This is a genomic window from Jonquetella sp. BV3C21, from assembly GCF_000468895.1.
Taxonomy (GTDB): Bacteria; Synergistota; Synergistia; order Synergistales; family Dethiosulfovibrionaceae; genus Jonquetella; species Jonquetella anthropi.
The window spans coordinates 12,968-34,947 of the sequence record NZ_AWWC01000020.1; the positions used below are offsets into that span (position 1 = coordinate 12,968).

Annotated in this window: 18 protein-coding genes and 8 tRNA genes; 25 read left to right on the plus strand and 1 reads right to left on the minus strand. The window is 58.2% G+C overall.

The annotated features are described in order from the left end of the window. Positions 1-18: 18 nt before the first annotated feature. Positions 19-1,665 carry an NFACT family protein gene (locus tag HMPREF1249_RS05290; RefSeq protein ID WP_021775954.1) on the minus strand — a complete coding sequence of 549 codons (1,647 nt, stop codon included), beginning with the start codon at positions 1,663-1,665 and terminating at the stop codon, positions 19-21. 110 nt (positions 1,666-1,775) lie between these two features. Between HMPREF1249_RS05290 and HMPREF1249_RS05295 the strand changes: the two genes are divergently transcribed. The 25 genes from HMPREF1249_RS05295 to murA all read left to right on the plus strand — a co-directional run bounded on the left by HMPREF1249_RS05295 (position 1,776) and on the right by murA (position 21,975). After that, positions 1,776-1,851: transfer RNA gene (locus HMPREF1249_RS05295), tRNA-Ala, on the plus strand. A gap of 11 nt (positions 1,852-1,862) precedes the next feature. After that, positions 1,863-1,940, plus strand: a tRNA-Pro gene (locus tag HMPREF1249_RS05300). Between the two features lie 26 nt (positions 1,941-1,966). Further along, a tRNA-Gly gene (locus tag HMPREF1249_RS05305) sits at positions 1,967-2,042 on the plus strand. Between the two features lie 7 nt (positions 2,043-2,049). After that, positions 2,050-2,126, plus strand: a tRNA-Arg gene (locus tag HMPREF1249_RS05310). 16 nt (positions 2,127-2,142) lie between these two features. Further along, positions 2,143-2,219, plus strand: a tRNA-His gene (locus tag HMPREF1249_RS05315). Between the two features lie 29 nt (positions 2,220-2,248). Next, positions 2,249-2,324, plus strand: a tRNA-Lys gene (locus HMPREF1249_RS05320). A 10-nt stretch (positions 2,325-2,334) separates the two neighbouring features. Continuing rightward, positions 2,335-2,418 (plus strand) — tRNA-Leu (locus tag HMPREF1249_RS05325). An 11-nt stretch (positions 2,419-2,429) separates the two neighbouring features. Next, positions 2,430-2,505: transfer RNA gene (locus HMPREF1249_RS05330), tRNA-Lys, on the plus strand. A gap of 165 nt (positions 2,506-2,670) precedes the next feature. Next, the gene (tig, locus tag HMPREF1249_RS05335; protein ID WP_008522779.1) at positions 2,671-4,014 is read left to right on the plus strand and encodes a trigger factor; all 1,344 of its coding nucleotides are present in this window, start codon (positions 2,671-2,673) and stop codon (positions 4,012-4,014) included. Between the two features lie 26 nt (positions 4,015-4,040). Continuing rightward, positions 4,041-4,628, plus strand: a complete 588-nt coding sequence (locus HMPREF1249_RS05340; protein WP_008520951.1) for an ATP-dependent Clp protease proteolytic subunit — start codon at positions 4,041-4,043, stop codon at positions 4,626-4,628. A gap of 74 nt (positions 4,629-4,702) precedes the next feature. Beyond that, the gene (gene clpX, locus HMPREF1249_RS05345) at positions 4,703-6,010 is read left to right on the plus strand and encodes an ATP-dependent Clp protease ATP-binding subunit ClpX (protein WP_008520952.1); all 1,308 of its coding nucleotides are present in this window, start codon (positions 4,703-4,705) and stop codon (positions 6,008-6,010) included. Next, a complete protein-coding gene (gene lon, locus HMPREF1249_RS05350) occupies positions 6,007-8,310 on the plus strand; it encodes an endopeptidase La (protein ID WP_008520953.1) in 2,304 nt (767 codons plus the stop codon). Before clpX ends, lon begins: the two co-directional genes overlap by 4 nt. Next, a complete protein-coding gene (gene yihA, locus HMPREF1249_RS05355) occupies positions 8,310-8,924 on the plus strand; it encodes a ribosome biogenesis GTP-binding protein YihA/YsxC (protein ID WP_008522782.1) in 615 nt (204 codons plus the stop codon). The genes lon and yihA overlap by 1 nt, the downstream gene beginning before the upstream one ends. Position 8,925: 1 nt before the next feature. Continuing rightward, positions 8,926-11,601: a valine--tRNA ligase gene (locus HMPREF1249_RS05360; RefSeq protein ID WP_008522783.1), complete on the plus strand. Its 2,676-nt coding sequence runs from the start codon at positions 8,926-8,928 to the stop codon at positions 11,599-11,601. Between the two features lie 8 nt (positions 11,602-11,609). Beyond that, positions 11,610-12,929, plus strand: coding sequence for a bifunctional folylpolyglutamate synthase/dihydrofolate synthase (locus HMPREF1249_RS05365; RefSeq protein ID WP_008520956.1), 1,320 nt, complete (start codon positions 11,610-11,612; stop codon positions 12,927-12,929). After that, positions 12,916-13,602, plus strand: coding sequence for a polyphenol oxidase family protein (locus tag HMPREF1249_RS05370; RefSeq protein WP_008520957.1), 687 nt, complete (start codon positions 12,916-12,918; stop codon positions 13,600-13,602). The genes HMPREF1249_RS05365 and HMPREF1249_RS05370 overlap by 14 nt, the downstream gene beginning before the upstream one ends. A gap of 66 nt (positions 13,603-13,668) precedes the next feature. Beyond that, positions 13,669-14,613 carry a Gfo/Idh/MocA family protein gene (locus HMPREF1249_RS05375; RefSeq protein WP_008520958.1) on the plus strand — a complete coding sequence of 315 codons (945 nt, stop codon included), beginning with the start codon at positions 13,669-13,671 and terminating at the stop codon, positions 14,611-14,613. A 68-nt stretch (positions 14,614-14,681) separates the two neighbouring features. Then, complete coding sequence (locus HMPREF1249_RS05380; protein ID WP_008522786.1) at positions 14,682-14,900, plus strand: hypothetical protein; 219 nt, start codon at positions 14,682-14,684, stop codon at positions 14,898-14,900. Between the two features lie 150 nt (positions 14,901-15,050). Further along, complete coding sequence (locus HMPREF1249_RS05385; protein ID WP_008520960.1) at positions 15,051-16,610, plus strand: acyl-CoA carboxylase subunit beta; 1,560 nt, start codon at positions 15,051-15,053, stop codon at positions 16,608-16,610. Positions 16,611-16,626: 16 nt separating this feature from the next. Further along, on the plus strand, positions 16,627-17,031 hold the full coding sequence (locus HMPREF1249_RS05390) for an OadG family protein (RefSeq protein ID WP_008520961.1): 405 nt from the start codon (positions 16,627-16,629) through the stop codon (positions 17,029-17,031). A 40-nt stretch (positions 17,032-17,071) separates the two neighbouring features. Next, positions 17,072-17,470 (plus strand): biotin/lipoyl-containing protein, encoded by a 399-nt coding sequence (locus HMPREF1249_RS05395; protein ID WP_008520962.1) that lies wholly within the window; start codon positions 17,072-17,074, stop codon positions 17,468-17,470. A 12-nt stretch (positions 17,471-17,482) separates the two neighbouring features. After that, on the plus strand, positions 17,483-18,604 hold the full coding sequence (locus tag HMPREF1249_RS05400) for a sodium ion-translocating decarboxylase subunit beta (protein ID WP_008520963.1): 1,122 nt from the start codon (positions 17,483-17,485) through the stop codon (positions 18,602-18,604). A 37-nt stretch (positions 18,605-18,641) separates the two neighbouring features. Then, positions 18,642-19,733, plus strand: coding sequence for a uracil phosphoribosyltransferase (upp, locus tag HMPREF1249_RS05405; RefSeq protein WP_008520964.1), 1,092 nt, complete (start codon positions 18,642-18,644; stop codon positions 19,731-19,733). Between the two features lies 1 nt (position 19,734). Beyond that, positions 19,735-20,616 (plus strand): glycosyltransferase family 4 protein, encoded by an 882-nt coding sequence (locus HMPREF1249_RS05410; protein WP_008520966.1) that lies wholly within the window; start codon positions 19,735-19,737, stop codon positions 20,614-20,616. Positions 20,617-20,685: 69 nt separating this feature from the next. Further along, positions 20,686-21,975, plus strand: coding sequence for a UDP-N-acetylglucosamine 1-carboxyvinyltransferase (gene murA, locus HMPREF1249_RS05415; RefSeq protein ID WP_008522787.1), 1,290 nt, complete (start codon positions 20,686-20,688; stop codon positions 21,973-21,975). Positions 21,976-21,980 lie beyond the last annotated feature (5 nt).

Below are 21,980 nucleotides of genomic sequence, written 5' to 3' on the forward strand. Positions count from 1 at the left end.
ATGTGTCTGATAATGTTTTTATGACACAAAAGAGAGAATTTCTTTCCACGCCAGCCGGTCGGCTCTGAGTGGGGTGCTGTCCCGGTAGGTGACCTGTGCGGGGCCGGCTCCCGCGATGTGGTGAACGTGCTTGCGGGCGGTTCGGTCAACGTTCCATGACGGCTCGCAGCAGGAGCTGTAAAAGAGGGCCAGCGACGCAGCGGCGGCACAGGCCCGATCGAACGCCTCCTGATCCGCCGGCGGCTGACGGAGAATGACGTGAGAGCCCGGGCGCTCGTGAACGTGAAACCACAAGTCGTCGCTTTTAGCCGCTTCAAAAGTAACGTACCGGTTCCCTCGTTCGTTCATCCCAACTAAAATGGTTGTTCCATCCAAGTTGAACCGAAGGTGCGGGGGAAGGGCGGCGTCCCTGTTCTTAGCCGGACTTTTCTCCTGACGGCCGTATTGGCGGGTAATTTGGGCTGCAAGCAGCTTGAGCGCCGATGGGTCGTCGACGCGCCGCAAGTTTTCCTCTAGGCCTGTCAGGTCGTCCAGCTCGTTTTGGAGCGTTTCGGTCTGCTGTGTGACCGCTTGGCTGTCCACGCTGAGCTTTCTGTACTTTTTAAAGTACCGTTCGGCGTTCGCCCGGGGTGAGCGGCTCAGGTCCAGTTGGACCTTGACGGTCTGCTGGCCTTCCTCGTCCCAGTAGGGGAGAGTCATTTCTGGCGCAGGCTTTAAGGCGAGCGCGGAAAGGTTTTGAATGATGGCCTCGCCCGCTCGGCGGTACCGGTCTCTGGATGCGGACGCTTTGAGCAGATTGGTCAGATCGTCCAGGTGTTTGCGCCGACGAGAGATGGCCCGCTCCAAAATTTTTGAAGCGTCTTTGGAAATATCTTTGAGAGCCCGTCGCTCTATTTCGCCGAAGACGGCGTTTGACGCTTCTTGAAGGGCATTCCAGGCCGCGGGCTTTGCGTCGGGCAGCAGAACGCCGCAGCGAGTGAGAAGTGAACCGGCCCACTGGAGAATCGGGGCGCCGAACAGGGCTTCCCGAAGCCATTGGGCCCCGCGTCGGGCGCTTTCGTCCCGAAGACGGCGAATGAGCGACGGTCCCATTCCCTGTGCGGACGGAAGAAGCTCCAGCAGCTGAGAATCGGTCAGCTCAGGCGAGAGTGGACAGGTTCGCAGTGGAGGCGGCGGGGCGTAGGAGAACCCGGGAAAGATCGGGCGGAGCTGATTCTGCTCCGGCGGCTCGTGCCGCCCGGCCTCGATGATTTTTTTGTCCTCGTCGGTCAAAACGGCGTTTGCCGGCTGACCGGCGAGCTCAAAGGCGAGAAAGTAGAACTCCTGGCTACCGGCTCCGACGAAGCGGCTGAATTTCAGCTCTAAAAGCCGGTCACCGTTTGGCTGGACAGCGCAGGCTAGCTTTGCGCCGGTAAGGTATTTTGTCAGGGCCGCGGCAAACGACGTGGGCTGTGAAAAAGACTTGAGAAGGCTTCGGGCCTTTTGCGGCGGCAGAACGCACAGTCCAGAGGAGTCGGGACGCCAGCAGAAAAACAGTGTGTCGGCGCCGCGCCACTCAAGGCTCAGCCAGCCGGGGCCGCCAAAGACGCGGGTGACTGGCCGTCCAACGTAGTCATTTTGAAGATCGCTGAGCCATGCGGCGACCAGTTCGCTTCCTACATTCACCGCGGATCCCTCCTGTCACCTTGTCATCGACGAGCCGGAGACTAGAGTAGCCTAGAAAAGAGAGCTTGACAAGTCTCGCTCACAACGCTAGAATACTCGTCGTCGAACTTGGGGCTGTGGCGCAGCTGGGAGCGCGATTCGTTCGCAACGAATAGGTCGCGGGTTCGAATCCCGTCAGCTCCACCATTTTTTCCTTTCGGGGCGTAGCGCAGTCTGGTTAGCGCACCTGCTTTGGGAGCAGGGGGTCGAAGGTTCGAATCCTTTCGCCCCGACCATGCTATGCGGCGCCCGATCAGAGGATGCGGAAATAGCTCAAGTGGTAGAGCACTAGCCTTCCAAGCTGGGGGTTGCGGGTTCGAGTCCCGTTTTCCGCTCCATTTACCTGCGCCGGTAGCTCAGCCGGATAGAGCAACGGCCTTCTAAGCCGTAGGTCACGGGTTCGAATCCTGTCCGGCGCGCCATCTTATTTTGTTTATGGTGGATGTAGTTCAGCTGGTTAGAACGCCGGATTGTGGATCCGGAGGTCGGGGGTTCGAATCCCCTCATCCACCCCACCTTTTCGCCTTCGCTGCGGCAAGAATGTGGATCGTTAGCTCAATTGGCAGAGCACCTGACTCTTAATCAGGGGGTTACAGGTTCGATTCCTGTACGATCCACCATCTATTTTTCGCGAGAGTGGCGGAATGGCAGACGCGCCAGACTTAGGATCTGGTGCCTTCGGGCGTAGGGGTTCAAGTCCCCTCTCTCGCACCAACAATTGTTGCGGATCGTTAGCTCAATTGGCAGAGCACCTGACTCTTAATCAGGGGGTTACAGGTTCGATTCCTGTACGATCCACCATCCTGTCGTTTCCTCCGGCCTGCTGGCCGGAGTTTTTTTATCTGTCATTTTATGCTGCAGACGGCATGTTCTTTGTCCTTGGGGTGTCGCCCGCTTCCGCGGCGTGTGATATACTCTTTGATTGTAATCGAATCTGCATTCACAGGCTTGAAAGGAGTGCTTCTCGTGAAGTCGGAACTTCTGTCACAGGAGAAGAATGTTGTTACAGTGAAAATCACGATCCCTGCCGAGGATTTTTCCGCTCAAGTTTCTCGGACAATCGCTTCGGTCGGACGCAAGGCAAACATCCCCGGATTTCGTAAGGGGAAGGCGCCGCGGCGCGTGGTGGAGATGCGGTTCGGCAAGGAGGCCCTGAGGGCTGAAGCGCTTGAGGAAATGCTCGCCAAGACCATGGAAGAGGTGTCTTCTGAGTACGATTTGGAGCCCATCGACGAGCCTAAAGTCGACGTCAAGGACATGGAAGAAGGTCACGACGTGGTTCTGGAAGCGACCTTCGAAGTGAAGCCGGAGGTTACTCTTCCTGAGTTCGGCGAGATAACCGCCGAAAAACCGTCGTTTGTCATCTCTGACCAGATGGTCGCTGACGGTGTTGAGAACGTCCGCCGGTCCCACGGCGAATGGAAGACGTCTGCCAATCCGAGCGCAAGCGGCGACCGGGTGAAGGCCGCCTACACGACGACTATCAAGGACGACGCCGGCTCGATTCTGTCATCCCATGAGCCGAAAGTGGAGACGTTCATGCTCGACTCCCTCTCGCTCAAGCAGGAAATTGTCGACGCGCTGCTTGGAGCAGTCGCCGGCGACAAGCGCCATGCGGAAGTCCGTATCGACGACTCCTATCAGGACAAGGCTCTGGCGGGCAAAATGGCCTGCTACGATTTTGACGTTCAGGAGATCTTGGAGCTGGAGCCCGCAGCTTTGACCCCGGAGCTCTTTAAAAAAGCTACTGGGAAGGACCTGAAGACTGAAGACGAGCTGAAAGCGCACCTGCGGAGCACCATGGAAGAGCGCCTTGAGTCTGACAGCCGCCGCGCGGCCGAAAGCGACGCGCTGAAAAAGATCTGCCAGCTGGCTTCTGTCGAACTGCCCGAGACGATGGTGCAGCGCCAGAAGGCTCATCTGCTTCGACGGGCTGAGGAGAACGTGAAAAACCGCACGGGCCTCACGCTGGAAGAGTATTACGCTCAGAGCGGGCAGGATTTTGAAGGGTTTAAGTCCCAGCTTGATACCGAGGCCCGCAACGACGTGAAAGAATACCTTGTGATGGACGCCTGCACCGAAAAGTTCGGCGTTAACGTTCAGCCCGAGGACTTGGACAAGGAAATCGAGACGATGGCGGCGAACTACCACGTAGCCCCCGAGAGCGTCAAGGCCATGCTCCAGAAGAAGCCGGATGATCTTCGCAGCCTGATCTCGTCGGCCAAGTACCGCAAGACGTTGGACGCGGTGATGGGCGCTGTCAAGACCGTCGAAGTGAACAAAAACGCCGTGCCTGAGGCTGGCAAGTAATTCGCCTGACGGAAAGGAGCGTACCTGTGGACTATTTCCCCATTCCGTACGTTATCGAGCAGACAGGGCGGGGCGAACGCAGCTACGATATATATTCCCGTCTGCTCAAGGATCGGATTATCTTTCTTGGAAGCGAGATCAACAGCCTCGTGGCGAACTCCATCGTGGCTCAGATCCTCTTTTTGGAAAGCGATCAGCCTGACCGCGATATCTGCCTATACATCAACTCGCCCGGCGGCGAGGTGACCTCCGGGTTGGCGATATACGACACGATGCGGTACGTCAAGTGCGACATCTCGACCATCGTCGTCGGGATGGCTGCCAGCATGGCGTCCATCCTTCTGGCTGCCGGAACGCCCGGCAAGCGAATCGCCCTCCCGAACTCTCAGGTGATGATCCACCAGCCGATGGGCGGGGCGTACGGGCAGGCCAGCGACGTGGAAATTCACGCCCGCGAGATCCTCAAAACGCGCCAGCGGTTGAATGAGATCTTGGCGCTTCATACCGGTCAGCCGCTTTCCCGAATCGAAGTTGACACTGACAGGGATCACTTCCTGTCGGCAGCCGAAGCGCAGTCATACGGCTTGGTCGACCGGGTTATCGAAAAAAGATAGTTTCCCCAACCGCGCAGGCAGGAGTTCCTGCCTGCGCGCGTACATTTGCGCCGAAGGCGCGTTGTTCAGGAGGAATGCCAGTGCCGCGCAAGGACGATGCGAACAAGAATATCACCTGTTCATTCTGCGGGCGCACCGCTGACGACGACGTTCACATTATTACCGGCCCGCAGGGCGTGAACATCTGCAGCGAATGCGTCGGCTTATGTAATAACTACTTGGCGACCCTGCCTGACAGCAAGCCCGGCGCGGACGCGGAAAGCGCCCAGTCGCTTCCTAAGCCGGCAGAAATGAAGGCCTTTCTGGACGAGTATGTCATCGGCCAGGATCAGGCAAAGAAGGCTCTGTCCGTCGCCGTTTACAATCACTACCGCCGTATCGGCTGGCTGGCGCTGGCTCAGGAGTCGGAGGACGTCGAGCTCCAGAAGAGCAATCTGCTTCTGTTGGGGCCGACCGGCAGCGGCAAGACGCTTCTGGCTCAGACTCTGGCGCGCAAGCTGAACGTTCCGTTTGCCATGTCCGACGCGACGACGTTAACCGAAGCCGGATACGTCGGCGAAGACGTGGAGAACATCCTCCTTCGTCTGATTCAAGCGGCAAACTTTGACGTCAGCGCGGCAGAGCACGGGATCATCTATCTGGACGAAATTGATAAGATCGCCAGAAAGTCCGAGTCGGTATCAATCACCCGAGACGTTTCCGGCGAAGGGGTCCAGCAGGCGCTGCTTAAAATCCTTGAAGGAACGGTGGCCAACGTGCCGCCTCAGGGAGGCAGAAAACACCCGCAGCAGGAGTTCATCGCCATTGATACCCGGAACATTCTCTTCATCTGTGCCGGAGCTTTTGACGGCCTTGAAGAGATCATCGCCCGCCGGCTGAACCGACACGTCATCGGCTTTGGCGGCGAGAATCAGGAGCGGAAGCGTGACGTTTCGTACGACCTGCTGTCTCAAGTGGAGCCGGAAGACCTGATTCACTACGGTTTTATTCCCGAGCTGACCGGCCGCCTTCCGCTGGCCGTGGCGCTTCGGACGCTGGACGAAGACGCGCTTGTCCGAGTCCTCACCGAGCCGAAAAACTCCCTTGTGCGGCAGTACCAGGCCATCTTCGCGCAGGAAGGGGCGGAGTTGGAGTTCACGCCGCAGGCTCTTCGGGCAATCGCTCAAAAAGCGGTTAACAAGAAGGCTGGCGCCCGCGGTCTCCGGTCCATCATGGAAAACCTCATGCTCGATTTGATGTACGAAGTTCCGTCGTCGTCGCGTCCGGTCAGCAGAGTAGTGATCGGTGAAGCGTGCGTTACCGGCGGCGAGGAACCAGAAATAATCTACGGAACGACCGGGGCCGGTCGGCAGGCGAAAAAAGCAAAGGAAAGGATTTCATGACGCCAGTTATTCCCCTTCGAGACACGGTCATGTTTCCCGGCGCAGTGACGCCGCTTTACATCGGTCGTCCGGAATCAATGGCAGCGGTGAACTTGGCTGGAAAGAGCGACGAGAAATTGGCCTTCGCCGTGGCTCAGCGCCAGTCGGACACCGATAATCCCGGACCGGAAGACCTTTTTGCGGTCGGGACGGTTTGCCGGCTTCTTCAGGTCATTCACATGCCCAACGGCGCCCTCAAGGTTCTCCTTGAGGGCTTGCGTCGTTTTCGCGCTCGGTCGTTTGTCCTGTCTGACGGGATGATGAGCGCCGATCTGGTGACCGATCGGTTTGAGACCTGCGAGCCTGCTCGGCTGGAAGCCCTGCGCCGTGCCGCTGAGGAGGAATACATTCGGTACGTGGACCTTCACCCGCGAATGCCGGAAGAGCTCAAGGCGTACCTGTCGTCTCAGTCTGACCCTGACAAGGCGGCGGACTTGATGGCGTTTCACAACGATCTTTCCCGAGAGGTCCGCCAGTCCCTGCTGGAGTGTTTTTCGCCGGAATCGCGGCTCAAACTGCTGCTTCGTCACCTGATGGAAGAAGTCGAGATGCTTCGGCTGAAAAAGGACGTTCAGGTCAAGACGGCGGCTCAGATCTCAGAAAAGCAGAAAGAATACTTCCTGCGGGAGCAGCTGCAGGTCATCAACAGCGAGTTGGGCGGCTCAGATGAGTCGGAATACAAGGAAAAGATCGACAGCGCGGACCTCCCGGACGGCGTGCGGAAAGTCCTTCAGAGGGAGAACGCCAGGTTGGGGACGATGGCGCCGCTGTCGCCGGAAAGCTCGGTCGTTCGCACGTACATGGACTGGCTTCTTGATCTGCCGTGGAACAAGACAGCGAAGGAAAACGATGACCTAGCCTCGGTTCGCTCGGTTTTGGAAAAGAACCACTACGGCCTTCAAAAGGTCAAAGACCGACTTGTTGAGTTCGTCGCTGTCCGAATATTGGCAAAATCATCGGCTCAGGCTCAGATTCTTTGCCTTGTCGGGCCTCCGGGAGTAGGGAAAACGTCCCTAGGCCAGTCGGTCGCCCAGGCGCTGGGCCGGCCGTTTGTCAGCTTCTCTTTGGGCGGCATGAGAGACGAAGCTGAAATTCGGGGCCATCGGCGGACCTACATCGGGGCTCTGCCGGGGCGTATTATTCAGAAAATCCGCGAGGCAGGCGCCAAAAACCCGGTGATGCTGTTGGACGAGGTTGACAAGCTGGGAAGCGATTTTCGCGGAGATCCGGCGTCGGCCCTGTTGGAAGTGCTGGACCCCGAGCAAAACGCCCATTTCACCGACCATTACTTAGAAGTCCCGTTTGACTTGAGCGACGTGCTGTTCATCACGACCGCAAACGTCACTCACACGATCCCGTCGCCGCTTTTGGACCGAATGGAACTGATCGAGCTTGCCAGCTACCTGCCGGAGGAAAAAGAGCAAATTGCCCGCCGACACCTGATTCCCAAGCTCTACAGCCAGACGGGAATGACAAAAGCCGAGCTGAAAATTACGCCTCAAGCCGTCAGAGAAATCATAAAAGGCTACACTCACGAAGCGGGCGTCCGCGAACTGAATCGCAAGCTGGCGACGATCTTCAGAAAGCGAGCCGTATCAGTATTGGAAGAGCAGGCCGACGGTTCAAAACGGTCAGTGACGGTTCGAAAGGCCGATCTCGGAGAGCTGTTGGGGGCTCCCCGGCTGAAAGACTCAAGGCTTCCCAAGACGCCAGAGGCAGGGTACGCCATCGGCCTCGCGTGGACGGCCGCAGGCGGCGACGTTCTCGTCATTGAAGCGGCTAACTCAAAGGGGAAGGACGTCCTCACCCTGACGGGCAACTTGGGCGCGGTGATGCAGGAATCCGCTCAAACCGCTCTCGGTTGTCTGAAAGCCCAGTGGAAGCACCTGACAAAGCGTCCTGTGCCTAACTGGTCGCAGGCTGCCCTTCACGTTCACGTCCCAGAAGGAGCTATTCCGAAGGACGGCCCGTCGGCTGGAGTTACCATCGCGACGGCTCTGTTTTCTGCCCTGACAGGAAGGCCGTTCCGGCCTGATCGGGCGATGACTGGGGAGATATCGCTGCGCGGGCAGGTGCTGCCTGTCGGCGGCCTGAGGGAAAAAATCCTCGCTGCCCGGCGCGCCGGGCTGAAGGCCGTCGCGCTTCCTCAGGCGAACGAGCCGGACATCTTGGACTTGGAGCCGTGGGTGACAGAGGGCGTCGAGCTGACGTTCATTGATACGCTGTCCCAGGCGCTTTCCTGGGCGATTGGAGACGAGTGATGCGCTGGCAGGCACAACTGAGAGTCACGGCGTTTACGCCTGAACAGATACCGCCTGCAGAGGGACCTGAAATCGCCTTTGTCGGCCGGTCAAACGTCGGCAAGTCGACTCTGCTCAACGGGCTCATGGGCCAGAAGCTGGCTCACGTCAGTTCTAAGCCCGGCAAGACGCGGAGCATCAACTTTTACTCTGTCGAGGCGGGGCGAAAGTTCACCCTCGTGGACTTGCCCGGTTTTGGGTATGCCGCTCTGAGCCGGTCAGAGCGGGAGTCGTGGAACCGTCTCATCGGAGATTTCCTGTCGACGCGAGGGGCACTTCGTCTGATCGTCCATCTGGTCGATATCCGCCACGGGCTTCTTGCGAAGGACGAGGACTTTCAGGAGTGGAGCCGAAACTTGGAGACGCCGGTGTTCGTCGTGTTTACTAAGGCGGACAAGATTTCTTCGGGCAAGCGGAGCGGCCTCGTCCGGCAGTATGTTTCAGCCGGTCTGCGGTCTTGGGATAAACCTCTGGTCTGCTCAAGTCAGGAGCCTAAGACCATAGAGGCGCTGAGAAGCTTTATAGAAGCCTTTCTTGACCGCTCGGACGGGGCAAGTGAAGAGGAGGGGAAATAACGTGCCGAAAAGAAACAGGGAGTTGGACAAGAATTACGACCCTCGGCCGCTGGAAGATAAGTGGTATCAGTGGTGGATCGATCAGGGGCTGTTTCACGCCGACGAAAATGACGATACCCGCGAGACGTTCACCATCGTGCTGCCTCCGCCGAACGTCACTGGCGCCCTTCACGTCGGGCACGCGTATGATCACACGCTGCAGGACGTGCTGTGTCGGTATAAGCGGGCCCGCGGGTACAACGTGCTTTGGCTGCCTGGGACCGACCATGCCGGGATCGCAACGCAGAACGTGGTGGAGCGCGCTCTGGCCAAGCAGGGGCTCAAGCGGCAGGATCTCGGTCGGGAAGCATTCATCGAGAAGGTATGGGAGTGGAAGAAGGAGTACGGCGGCCGTATCGTCTCGCAGATGAAGCGGCTCGGCGACTCGTGCGATTGGGACCGTGAACGGTTTACCATGGACGAAGGCCTGTCAAAGGCGGTTCGGGCGGTTTTCGTCCGGCTGTACGAGAAGGGCCTGATCTATCGGGGTAAATACATCGTCAACTGGTGCCCGCGGTGTCATACCGCCTTGTCTGATATCGAGGTTGAACACGCCGAGGAGCCGGGACACCTGTACTTCGTCCGTTATCCCTTTGCGGACGGCCAGGGGCATATCCTCGTAGCCACGACCCGGCCGGAGACGATTCCGGCTGACGTGGCTGTCGCGGTGTCGCCTGAGGATCCGGACAAAAAGGCTCTGGCCGGCAGAAAGGTCGTCGTTCCTCTGACCGGCGGACGGGTTGTCCCAATAGTGGCGGACAACATGGTTGACCCGGCATTTGGAACCGGCTTTGTGAAAATCACTCCGGCCCATGACCCGAACGACTTTTTAGCCGGACAGCGGCATGGCCTTCCGACGATTCAAATCATCGATGAAAACGGGATAATGACGGACGACGCCGGCGCTGAGCTGGCCGGCAAGACCGTAGTGGAGGCCCGGCCTCGGAGCGTTCAGCTCCTTCAGGAGGGAGGTTTCCTCGAAAAGATCGAGGACCTGCCGCACCAAGTGGGGCACTGCTATCGGTGCAATACGGTTGTGGAGCCGTACCTTTCCGAACAGTGGTTCGTCAAAGTGGCGCCGCTTGCCCAGAAGGGCGTTCAGGCCAGCAAAGAGGGCCGGATTCGTTGGATTCCGAACCAGTGGGATAAAACGTATTACCAGTGGATGGACGGCGTCCGCGACTGGTGCATTTCCCGCCAGCTCTGGTGGGGGCACCGAATTCCCGCGTGGACCTGCGGCGACTGCGGTCACTTGACCGTCTCTGAAACTGACCCAACCCTCTGCCCCAAGTGCGGTTCCCACCATCTGCACCAGGACGAAGACGTGCTGGACACGTGGTTCAGCAGCGCTCTGTGGCCTTTCTCAACCCTTGGCTGGCCTGAGGATACGAAAGAGCTGAAACGGTACTATCCCACGTCCGTGCTGGTGACGGCGTTCGACATCATCTTCTTCTGGGTGTCCCGAATGATCATGATGGGACTTGAGTTCATGGACGGTCGTGAGCCGTTTAAGGACGTGTACATTCACGCGCTGGTCCGCGACGAGCACGGTCAGAAGATGAGCAAGTCGAAGGGCAACGGCATTGATCCGCTCGACATGATCGAGAAATTCGGCGCCGACGCGTTACGGTTCACCGTGGCCTATCTGACAGTACAGGGTCGGGATATCCTGCTGGGCGAGTCCCGAATCGAGACGTGCAAACGGTTCATCAACAAGCTGTGGAACGCGTCGCGGTTCGCTCTGATGAACTTGGGCGACGAGGACTGCGAAGGGCTCCCGGAGCCCTCAGAAATGCGCCTGCACGATCGGTGGCTCCTGTCCCGACTGGCTGGGGTGGAAAAGTCTGTTTCGGCGCTGATGGACGAGTACGACGTCGGCGAGGCGGCCCGGGTGATCTATGACTTCGTGTGGGCCGACCTGTGCGACTGGTACATTGAAATGGCTAAGCCCGCTCTGTACGGCGACGAGGGAGACGGACGGGCGAAAGCGTCGCGTCAAGTGCTGAATCGGGCATTCAAAGACGTGCTTCGGCTGCTGCACCCGTTCACGCCTTTTGTGACCGAAGAGCTCTGGCACGCGTTTGCCTTCGGCGAGCGTCCGATGGAGCTTGAGTCGTGGCCTGACGGGAGTGACCTTCCGACGTCAGAAGACTCGTTGGCTGAAATGAGTTCTCTGCAGGAACTCGTTCGGGCTCTGCGTAACCTCCGCAGCGAAGCGGGGCTTCCGCCCAGCCAGTCGATAGACCGCGCAGTCCTGCGCTTCCGCGAGGCAACCGGCGAGGCGTTCGTCAAGGCACACGAGGACATGATTCGACTGCTCGCTAAAGTCGGGCGGATCGAAGCGCTTGGAAAAGACGACGCCAGACCGCGAAGCTCTTTGACGTCGATCGTCGGGCTCGGACAGGTCTTCCTTCCGGTGGGCGACCTGCTGGACGTGAAGGCGGAAGTCGAGCGTCTGACAGGCGAGCTCAAGAAGGTACAGGCTAACCTTCAGCGCAGCGAGGCAAAACTGTCCAAACCGTCGTTTGTGGAGAACGCCCCAGCTGACGTGGTTGAAAAAGAACGGGAGCGCCTAGAGGACTCGAAACGTCGGATAGCGCGCCTGAGCGAAAATATCGAGAGCCTGTCGCAGGCGTAGTGAGAGAAATGCGCCCATCGGATATAGCCCTTTACGAGAAAGTTGAAAAGGCGCTTTCTGACGTCTCAAGCGACGGATGGCACCCCGGGCTTGAGAGAGTATCGGTGTTGCTCGAAGCTCTTGGAACCCCTCAAGCGTTTCCGGCAATTCATCTGGCTGGGACGAACGGCAAGGGATCCACGGCGGCATTTTTGGAGTCAATCTACCGGGCGGCGGGGTATAAGACCGCGCTGTACACCAGCCCTCACCTGATTCATTTAGGGGAGCGCCTGTTGGTGAACGGGTATCCGCTGCCGCCCGAGCTTTGGGCTGAGGCGAGTCAAAAGGTGGCTCAGACGATTCTGGGGCACCCGTGGTTGTCCCAGCACCGGCCGACCTACTTTGAAACTCTGACGGCGGCCGCCTATCTTCTCGTTCGGGACGCCAAGCCTGACGTCGCCATTATTGAGACCGGAATGGGCGGTCGGCTGGACGCTACGAACATCCTGCCGGACTGCCGTTTGGCTGTGATCACGCCAATCGATTGGGATCACATGGCCTTTTTGGGGAACACCCTTTCGGCCATCGCTTCGGAAAAATTCGGCATCATTGTGCCTGGCCGGCCGGCAATCTTTTCTGACAACCATCCGGAGCTGGCGCCGGAGTTCCGAGCCTGCTGTGCCGCGAAAAATTCTCCGGCCTACACGATGGACGAGTGTCGGATCTTTGACGCTGAAACATCTCTCGACGGCTGTGAGTTCAGTCTCACCACGCCTTGCGGCACGAATCGGTGGTTTTCTAGGCTTCTTGGCACATACCAGCCGGAAAACGCCTCGTTGGCCCTGCGGGCGACTGAAATTCTCCAAAAAGATTTCCCTGTCACCGAAGAGGCGCGGCGGGAGGGGCTGCGGACGGTTCGCTGGCCCGGACGTCTGGAAGTCGTCTCAAGAGACCCTGACGTCATTCTTGACGGAGCGCACAACCCGCACGGAATGAAGGCGCTGACGGATTCTCTTCTCGCTCTGTACGGAAAAGACAGGCTCTTGACCGTCGTTTTTACGGCCATGGCTGACAAGGATTACGCCGGAGAGTTCAGCTACATGTCCAGCCGCTTGAAGATCCGGCTGATCTGCACTCGCGTGCCCCACAACACTCGGTGCGAGTCCGCTCAAGTGCTCGCTCAAAAGGCAACTGGCTATCCGTTCATTGACGTCCCCTTGGCGGTCGAAGACCCAGTCGCCGCTCTGGAGAAAGCCAGGGGCTTTTCAGACCCTGTGATTCTCTGCGGCAGCCTGTACTTTATCGGCTCAATGAGATCTCGGCTGGTCAGCAGCGATGAATGGCGCTGAGCACTCCGACAGCGGCAGCCTTATCTATCCGGTAAGCTCACCGTTTCGTGCGGCGCTGACGCTGCGGAATTGGCAGGGGAAACTGCCCGCTCCATCGTTGGTTCAGGTTCACGGCACGACGGTTATCGACGGGGACGAAGTCTTGGCCGCTTCCGGCCCGCTTCCCGGCGACGGCCTTTTGATCTGCGCGGCTGGTCCTCGCGGCGAATGGGCGCTGCGTTTTGCCGACTGCTTCCCTGTTGTAGTTCAGCCGGAAGGACCATCGCCTTCGTGGCTGCTGGTCATTCACTCCGGCTTTGCAGGGACAGTCAAAAGGATTGCCGCCTGCGGCGTCCAAATGGCGGCGCGCTGCTATCCTGAAACAGACCTTCGGAAAGTCCGAGCATGGATTGGCCCGGGAATTTGTTTCTCCTGCTATGAGCGCGACGAGGACGAGCTGGCCTTGTCAGCTGCCAGCGAGTGGAACTCGGAAAACTGGCGGCGCGAGGGCGGAAAAATCCACTTTGACATCGCCGGAGAAATAGCCGATCAGTTGGCGGAGGTCGGCCTGTTGCCCAGCAAAATTGAACGAATCCCGTACTGCACACGATGCCGCCGGGATTTGTTCTTTTCGTACAGGGGCGGCGACCGAAGCGAGCGAATGTACCTGACGGTTCAGCGAATTGGCTGTTAAAACTCACAAAAAACGGCCGGTCCGTGATAAGATGAATCCAACTGAGCTGTTGTTCGAGGTGACAATATGGATTCGTTAAAAGTCGGCGTCGTCGGTGTAGGCCATTTGGGTCAGCACCACGCCCGTATTTACGCGGAGCTGATGAATACAGAATTGGTCGGCGTTGTCGACAGCAGTCTGGACCGGGTTGAAGAAATTGCGGGCCGGTTCGACGCGCCAGCTTACGACGACTTGGATCGTTTTCTTGACCAGCAGCGGCCCGACGCTGTGAGCGTCGTTGTGCCGACTGTGAGCCACTTTGCGGTAGCGCGCCGTCTGTTGGAACGAGGAATCAACGTCCTCGTGGAAAAGCCTGTGACGACGACCGTCGAACAGGCCGAGTCGTTGCTTCAGCTCGCTCACAAAAAGCACGCCGTTCTGCAGGTTGGGCATATCGAACGATTTAACGGCGCCGTGCGGTATTTGACCAGCGAGCTTTCTGATCCCCTGTTCATCCGTTCAATCCGTCAGGGGCCGTTCGCGTCCCGAATCGCTGACGTTGGCGTCGTTTTGGACCTGATGATTCACGACATCGATATCATCCTTTCGTTGGTCAAGTCGGACGTTCGGTCGATTGTGGCGTCCGGCCGTTCGGTGTGCAGCGATCACGAAGATTTGGCCGTCGCCCACATCGTTTTTGAAAATGGGACGATTGCAGACATTGCCAGCAGCCGCGTTTCTCCTCACAGGACGAGGACGATGGAAGTTACCACCACTGACAGAAGTTACGTCGTGGACTTTGAGAGCCAAGATATTTCCGTTATCCGTGCCGGTCACGCCGTCCAAGGGGCCACGTCTGTCGAGGTAACTGAGCGGCCGCTATTCCCCCGAATGGAGCCGCTCAAGCTGGAGCTTGAGCATTTTCTCTCCTGCGTCAGAGAGGGGAAAGAGCCTCTTGTCGGCATTTCAGACGGCAAGCGGGCGTTAGCTGTGGCTATTGAGATCCTCAAACAGATTCAATTTCGGCAATAGAGAAAAGCGAGGCGAAGCCTCGCTTTTTTTCGTGCACTGTAAAAATTTGACGCTAAGGGAGAGCCGCGATGTTTCATAATCTTCCCCCTCTAAACGTTCAGGCGCTGCTGGGAGTGGCGTCTGGCGTTGTCACGTTTCTGCTGGTCAAGGTCATTAATGCCTGTTTGTCCGGCCGGACGCCTTCCAGTCCGTGGGGACTGATATGGCTGAGGGTTCTTCTTGGTTTTTTCGCCGCCGCGGCCCTCTGGCTCGTGGGCGCCGCGCTTTTAGGGCGCGTCGTCATTTAGCATCGTTCTGCGGACTGCTATTTCGTTCAGTTTCTGGTATCATGATACGAGTTTATAGGCCTTTTTGCGCCGTTATTCACGGGGGATTCGCGCTGCCTTTCTGCGGCGCACCAGCGTGTCGGTGTACCTATTATTCGGGGAGGGAAAAGGATGGCAGTGAAAACGATTGAAGAGCTGTGCGGCGGAGTTTTGGAGCGCCGCGCCGAAGCGGCAGCCGGTGGTGGAGAGAAAGCTGTTGCCAAGCACAAGGCGAAAGGGCGTCTCACCGCTCGCGAGCGAATTGCTCAGCTCATGGACGAGGGCAGCTTTGTGGAGCTGGACGAGTTTATTGAGCACCGCTGCACCAACTTTGGAATGGAGAAGAAAAAGTACCTGGGCGATGGCGTGGTGACCGGTTACGGGACTGTTAACGGTCGGATCGTCTACGTCTTCAGCCAAGACTTTACCGTTCTGGGTGGTTCTCTTGGAGAGATGCACGCCCAGAAGATTTGCAAAGTCATGGATCTTGCGCTGCGGAACGGCTGCCCAATTGTGGGCATCAACGACTCCGGCGGGGCGAGGATTCAGGAAGCTGTTGACGCGCTCAACGGGTACGGAGAGATCTTCTACCGCAACACCCTTTCGAGCGGCGTCATCCCCCAGATGTCCGTCATCCTTGGCCCGACGGCTGGCGGCGCGGTTTACAGCCCTGCACTGACCGACTATATCTTCATGGTCGATAAGATCAGCGTCATGCACATCACCGGCCCGGCAGTCATCAAGGCGGTGACTGGCGAGGACGTGACCAGCGAGGAGCTGGGCGGAGCGACCGCGCACAACACCAAGTCGGGGAACGCCCATTTCTTTGCCAAAACCGAGCAGGAGTGCTTCGAACAGGTTCGTTCTGTCCTGAGCTACCTGCCCAGCAACAACATGGACGATCCGGTCTTCGTCGAGACGTCCGATCCGATTGACCGGGCTGACGTCAGCCTGAGAGAAATTGTCCCGACAAATCCCAACAGGGGATATGACGTTCATAAGGTCATTCAGGCGATCGTTGACGACGGCAAGTTCCTCGAAGTGCAGTCGATGTGGGCGAAAAACATCATCATCGGGTATGCCCGCTTTGGCGGTCAGAGCGTCGGTATCGTCGCGAACCAAGCGGGAGTTATGGCTGGTTGCCTTGATATTGACTGCTCAGACAAGGCAAGCCGCTTCATTCGCCACTGCGACGCGTTTAACATTCCCATCGTCACGCTGGTTGACGTTCCTGGATATCTGCCCGGCAAGACTCAGGAGTGGAACGGAATCATCCGCCACGGGGCAAAGCTGCTTTACGCCTACAGCGAGGCGACTGTGCCGCTGATCACCGTCGTCCTTCGCAAAGCTTACGGCGGCGCGTACCTTGGCATGTGCTCCAAGTCGCTCGGTGCCGACTGCGTATTAGCTTGGCCTCAGGCTCAGATCGCCGTGATGGGAGCCGAGGGCGCGGCCAATATCATTTTCCGCAAGGAAATTGAGGCTGCCGAAGACCAGCAGGCGATGCGGGCGCAGAAGATCAGCGAGTACGAAGACGCCTTTGCCACTCCGTATCAGGCGGCGTCCCACGGCATGGTGGATAAAGTGATCCTTCCCGAAGAAACGCGCTGTGAGGTCATCAAGGCGCTTGCCGCCCACAAGACCAAACGTCAGGCTCTGCCTCGGAAGAAACACGGCGTCATTCCTCATTAAGAAAGGGGCACCGACCATGGCATTAAACGGAGAGCTTGGCGCTATCGAGCTGACTCTGATTGCGTTCAGCGTGGTGTTCCTCGTCCTAGCACTTTTAACGCTGGTTATTTTCGCGATGAAAACCTTTTCATCTAAAGAAGGAACGCCTCAGGCGGCAAAGGCGGCGTCCGCTGCTGCTCCGGCCACCGTGCCTGTCCCTGCGGTGAACAAGGTCGCGGCCCAGGAGCCGGGGGCTACAGACGATGAGGAGCTTGTAGCAGTTATTACCGCCGCTTTGGCCTGTGAGCTGGGAGAGGACGTCTCAGTTCGGTCAGTTGTCCCGGCGGGGACACAGGGGGGAACGGCTCCGGCGTTTTCAGGATGGATCAGCGCCGGACGGAGCGAGGGGCTGCAAGGTTGGCCGATTCGGGATTGGAACTAATCCCAGTCGTTTACATATTCGACGAGGAGGAATTGGAATCATGCAGTATAGAGTGACAGTGAACGGGAAAACGTACGACGTCGTCGTTGAAAAGTCTTCTTCCGGAACCAGCGCTGCTCCGGCAGCTCAGGCTCCTGTCGTTGCTCCTGCGCCGGCTGCTGCTCCGGCCCCGGCCGCTGCGGCTCCTGCTCCAGCGCCGGCTGTGCAGGAAGCTCCGGCGGCTGGCTCGACTGTCGTTGAGTCGCCCATGCCCGGGAAAATTCTGAAAGTGCTTGTTGGAAAAGGCGACGCGGTCAAGTATGGCCAAGTCATGATGATTCTTGAAGCGATGAAAATGGAAAACGAAATTCCAGCGCCGGCAGACGGGACGGTGGCCGATATCCGGGTTTCCGAAGGAGCTGCAGTCAACAGCGGCGACGTTCTGGCCGTTCTGAACTAACGGGGCCGAACGATGTCGACACTGGCCCAATCTCTTCTGAAGATTGCCAGCGGATCAGGCATTGGCGCCCTGAGCTGGGGCAACATTGTCATGCTCTGCGTGGCGTTCTTCTTCCTGTATTTGGCCATAGCCCGCGGGTTTGAGCCGCTTCTTCTCGTCCCCATAGCGTTTGGGTGTCTGCTGGTGAACCTGCCGTTATCGGGGATTATGGATCCGGGCGGCTTTCTGAACTACATCTTCTTTGGGACTGAAAAGGAGATTTACCCGGTAATCATCTTCATGGGGATAGGAGCGCTGACGGATTTTGCGCCTCTTCTGGCCAATCCGATAACGTTCCTTCTCGGCGCCGCCGCTCAGCTTGGCGTTTTTACGGCTCTGATGGCTGCCGTTGCGATGGGGTTTAACCTTCGCGAGGCGGCGTCTATCGCCATTATCGGCGGCGCTGACGGACCGACGAGCATTTACCTGACCATGAAGCTGGCGCCTCAGATTCTCGGCGCCGTTGCCGTCGCAGCGTACAGCTACATGTCCCTTGTCCCGCTGATTCAGCCGCCGGTCATCAAGTTGCTGTCCACGAAAGAAGATCGGCGGATCCGCATGGATCAGCTGCGCAAGGTCTCAAAGCGGGAGAAGATTCTCTTTCCGATCATCTGCACCGTCGTGACGGGTCTGCTGCTTCCCATGTCGGTGCCTCTGATCGGCATTCTGATGTTCGGCAACCTCCTTCGGGAGTGCGGGGTGACTGAACGGCTGAGCCAAGCGGCGCAGAACGAGATTTTGAACATGACGACGATCTTCTTGGGAATTTCCGTCGGCGCGACGATGGGGGCTGAACAGTTCCTGACGGTCGGGACGATCAAGATCGTCGCCTTGGGCTTGTTCGCTTTCATCTGCAGTACCGCGGGCGGCGTGATTCTTGGCCAGCTGATGAAGGTGTTGAGCAAGGGGAAAATCAATCCGATTATCGGCGCAGCCGGGGTTTCGGCCGTGCCGATGGCGGCGCGGGTCGTTCAAGTGGTGGCACAAAAAGACGACCCGACGAACTTCCTGCTCATGCACGCTATGGGGCCGAACGTGGCCGGGGTCATTGGCACTGCTGTTGCTGCTTCAGTGATGCTCACGCTTTTGCAGTAGTTTGCAGCGCAGATTTTCAGAAAAGAGGGGAAGCATCATGATCGTTGCGATTGGATCGGATCACGCCGGTTTTGCTCTGAAGCAGGAATTGATTGCGGAGCTTTCAAAACATCACGAGATAAAGGACTTCGGGACAGACACAGCCGAAGTGTCCTGCGATTATCCTGACCCGGCTCTGCACGTCGCCCGAAGCGTGGCGCGTCACGAGGCGGAGCGGGGGATTTTGGTCTGCGGGACGGGCATCGGAATGGCCATTGCGGCCAATAAGGTGCCTGGAGCCTATGCAGCCGACTGCTGGAGTGACGAGACTGCCAAGATGAGCCGGCAGCACAATAACGCCAACATCCTGTGTTTAGGCGCTAGAGTGCTGGAGGCCGGGAAGGCCGTCTCGATGGCGAAAGCATGGCTCGAAACGCCGTTTGAAGGCGGGCGGCACGAGCGCCGGACTGAAAAGATTCGGGCGTTCGAGAGGAGCGCCTCCTTTGCCTCAGTGCAGGGGCAAGGGCAAGTTGTGGTGTTCGATCACCCGCTGATCCAGCATAAGCTGAGCGTCATTCGGGACGTGGACACGCCGGTGAAGACCTTCAGGGAACTGGTGAGCGAGTTGGCCTCGCTGATGGTCTATGAGGTGACGAGAGATCTTCCAGTCGAGATGGTGGAAGTTCAAACGCCCATCAGCCGGACAAAAGCCTACGCCTTGGCAGGAAAGAAGCTGGCTATTGTCCCGATCCTGAGAGCTGGGCTCGGTATGACCGAAGGGGTGCTGAACCTGATCCCCAATGCAAAAGTAGGGCATATCGGGTTGTACCGGGATCCTGAGACCCTGAAGCCGGTGGAGTACTACTGTAAGCTGCCCCGGGATATCGGAGAGCGTGACGTGCTGATTTTGGATCCTATGCTCGCGACCGGCGGCTCGTCCGCGGCGGCAGTCGACTTGATCAAACGGCATGGTGGGAAGAAGATCTCTCTGGTCTGTATCATCGCGGCGCCGGAGGGGATCGAAGTTGTTCACTCGGCGCATCCGGACGTGAACATCTACTGCGCTGCGTTGGACACGTGCCTGAACGAACACGGATACATCGTGCCGGGACTGGGAGACGCCGGCGACCGCATCTTCGGAACGAAATAACATGCTTCGCTTGGCGCTGGTGCCTGAGGGCGTCTCTTTTCTCTGGGGCTTGCTGTTGACCCCGCTGTCAATTATGCTGGCAGGTCGATTTGGTCTGATCGACCTGCCAGGCCTTCGGAAAATTCACACGACCCCGATCCCCCGCGGTGCCGGCATCACGCTTTGGACGGGATTCCTTTTCTGGTGCCTCGTGTTTGGCCCGCAAAGTCAAGCCGTGCGGCTGGCGGCCACAGGGGCGACCATGGTGTTTTTTGCCGGCTATTTGGACGACATGTTGTCTCTGTCCCCGTTTTCAAGGCTGTTCATCCAGTTTGCGGCGGCAGTCGTCGCGCTGTCTGCCTTGCCTAGCGTTGCGGTGCCGGACTACCTGCTGTATTTGATCTGGATCGCAGGCACGACAAACGCGTACAATTTCATCGACGGCCTGAACGGACTGGCCCTCGGGATTTCTTCTCTTTCCTTTTTTGTGCTGGCGTTACTGGGCGCCGGCCTTTGGAGTGGTCCTCTCGCTGCTCTTGCGTTGGGACTTCTGCCGTGGAACTTTCCCAGAGCTAAAACCTTTGTGGGAGACGGAGGAGTTTACCTGCTCGGTTTCCTGTTCTCTGTCCTAGTTGTCTTTTTTATCGAGTCCATGCACCTGACGTTCTTTAGCAAGGCCGTGCTGTTAGCTTTGGTAGGGGGCGTGCCGGTTATCGATACGTTGGTTGCGGTGGTCAGGCGCACCTTAGCGGGAAAGTCCCCGTTTTATCCGGACCGGAAGCACCTTCACCACAGGCTGCTTGACAGAGGCCTTCCGTCTTGGCTTGTGGTGGCCGTGCTGTGTCTGTTTCAGGGATTTTTCGGCCTGCTCGCGCGGCTGTGGCTTATCAAGCTGCGTTCCTGACTGTTGTATAATGACCCTGTCGTGTTGATTCCATTCCCAATCCTGCACGACGGCAAGGAGTGGAGTATTTTGGCGCCAAAAAGAGTTTTGAAAGTTACCGGCGGGGTTCCGCTGAACGGGACTGTTGCCGTTCAGGGTGCGAAAAACGCGGCCCTTCCTGTGTTGGCCTCGGCTATTCTTTTGGGTGGGGGCCAGACTCTGACCGTGCACAACGTGCCCCGGTTAATGGATACAGAAACGCTCGTCACTTTGCTCCAAAGCATGGGGCTGTCAGTGACTTTTTCTGATGGAACTGTTGTGGCAAAGCGCTGCGGCGATCTTGGGCAGGAGTTGCCGGTGACGCTTGTCCAAAAGATGAGGGCGTCGTCTTTGGTCCTCGGCCCGCTGCTTGCCCGGGAAGGCCGAGCGGTTATGCCGCTTCCCGGCGGCTGCGCCATTGGAACCCGCCCGATGGATTTGCATCTCAAAGGGCTCGCCAAGATGGGCGCGTCGGTGGAACTCCGTCACGGTGCCGTTCACGCCGAGAGCAAATGCCTTCGCGGCGGGCGGATATATCTCGACTTCCCCTCGGTCGGAGCCACTGAAAACCTCCTGATGGCGGCTACTCTGGCGCAGGGCGAGACGATTATCGAAAACGCGGCGCGGGAGCCTGAAATCGTCAACTTGGCGGCGTCTCTCCAAGCGATGGGGGCTAAGATTACCGGCGTCGGGACCGGCATTATTCATATTCACGGCTGTTCGGAGCTTCACTCCGGCGAAGTAACTATCATCCCGGACCGCATCGCCGCTGGAACGTATCTTCTGGCCGGCGTCATCACGGATGGCCATGTGACGGTTGATAACGTCGTTCCCCAGCATTTTGACTCCCTCTTGGCGAAACTCGAAGAAGCTCATGTGTCCTACGAGAGGGCGGAGACGAAGGTAACAGTCTTTCCGTCTCGGAAGAGCTTCAGGTCTGTCTCTGTCTCCACGTTGCCTTATCCGGGCTTCCCAACGGACATTCAGCCTCAGATGGTTGCTGCCCTGTCATTGGCATCCGGGACGAGTATCGTCAAGGAGAGCATTTTCGAGTCCCGGTTCCTTCACGTTCCCGAGCTCAAACGCATGGGAGCGGACATTGAGGTTCAGGGTAATTCGGCGATCATCAGCGGGGTTGCCTGTCTGAACGGCTCAGCTGTGAAGGCGACTGACCTTCGCGCCGGAGCCGCCCTGACGTTGGCCGGACTTGCTGCCGACGGGACGACGTCGATTCACGGGCTCTGCCATATTCTGCGCGGCTATGAGGACTTTGAACGCCATCTGGCCGGGCTCGGAGCTCGCGTGGCCGTTGAGGAGGTCCAAGACACAGAAGGGGTGTAGGCCCT

Excerpts from the sequence above, each read along its gene's own strand:
- HMPREF1249_RS05380 (WP_008522786.1), top strand. The coding sequence starts at position 14,682 with ATGTTTCATAATCTTCCCCCTCTAAACGTTCAGGCGCTGCTGGGAGTG.
- lon (WP_008520953.1), top strand. The coding sequence starts at position 6,007 with ATGACGCCAGTTATTCCCCTTCGAGACACGGTCATGTTTCCCGGCGCA.
- upp (WP_008520964.1), top strand. The coding sequence starts at position 18,642 with ATGATCGTTGCGATTGGATCGGATCACGCCGGTTTTGCTCTGAAGCAG.
- HMPREF1249_RS05400 (WP_008520963.1), top strand. The coding sequence starts at position 17,483 with ATGTCGACACTGGCCCAATCTCTTCTGAAGATTGCCAGCGGATCAGGC.
- HMPREF1249_RS05375 (WP_008520958.1), top strand. The coding sequence starts at position 13,669 with ATGGATTCGTTAAAAGTCGGCGTCGTCGGTGTAGGCCATTTGGGTCAG.
- clpX (WP_008520952.1), top strand. The coding sequence starts at position 4,703 with ATGCCAGTGCCGCGCAAGGACGATGCGAACAAGAATATCACCTGTTCA.
- HMPREF1249_RS05365 (WP_008520956.1), top strand. The coding sequence starts at position 11,610 with ATGCGCCCATCGGATATAGCCCTTTACGAGAAAGTTGAAAAGGCGCTT.
- HMPREF1249_RS05395 (WP_008520962.1), top strand. The coding sequence starts at position 17,072 with ATGCAGTATAGAGTGACAGTGAACGGGAAAACGTACGACGTCGTCGTT.
- HMPREF1249_RS05370 (WP_008520957.1), top strand. The coding sequence starts at position 12,916 with ATGAATGGCGCTGAGCACTCCGACAGCGGCAGCCTTATCTATCCGGTA.
- HMPREF1249_RS05390 (WP_008520961.1), top strand. The coding sequence starts at position 16,627 with ATGGCATTAAACGGAGAGCTTGGCGCTATCGAGCTGACTCTGATTGCG.
- yihA (WP_008522782.1), top strand. The coding sequence starts at position 8,310 with ATGCGCTGGCAGGCACAACTGAGAGTCACGGCGTTTACGCCTGAACAG.
- HMPREF1249_RS05410 (WP_008520966.1), top strand. The coding sequence starts at position 19,735 with ATGCTTCGCTTGGCGCTGGTGCCTGAGGGCGTCTCTTTTCTCTGGGGC.
- HMPREF1249_RS05385 (WP_008520960.1), top strand. The coding sequence starts at position 15,051 with ATGGCAGTGAAAACGATTGAAGAGCTGTGCGGCGGAGTTTTGGAGCGC.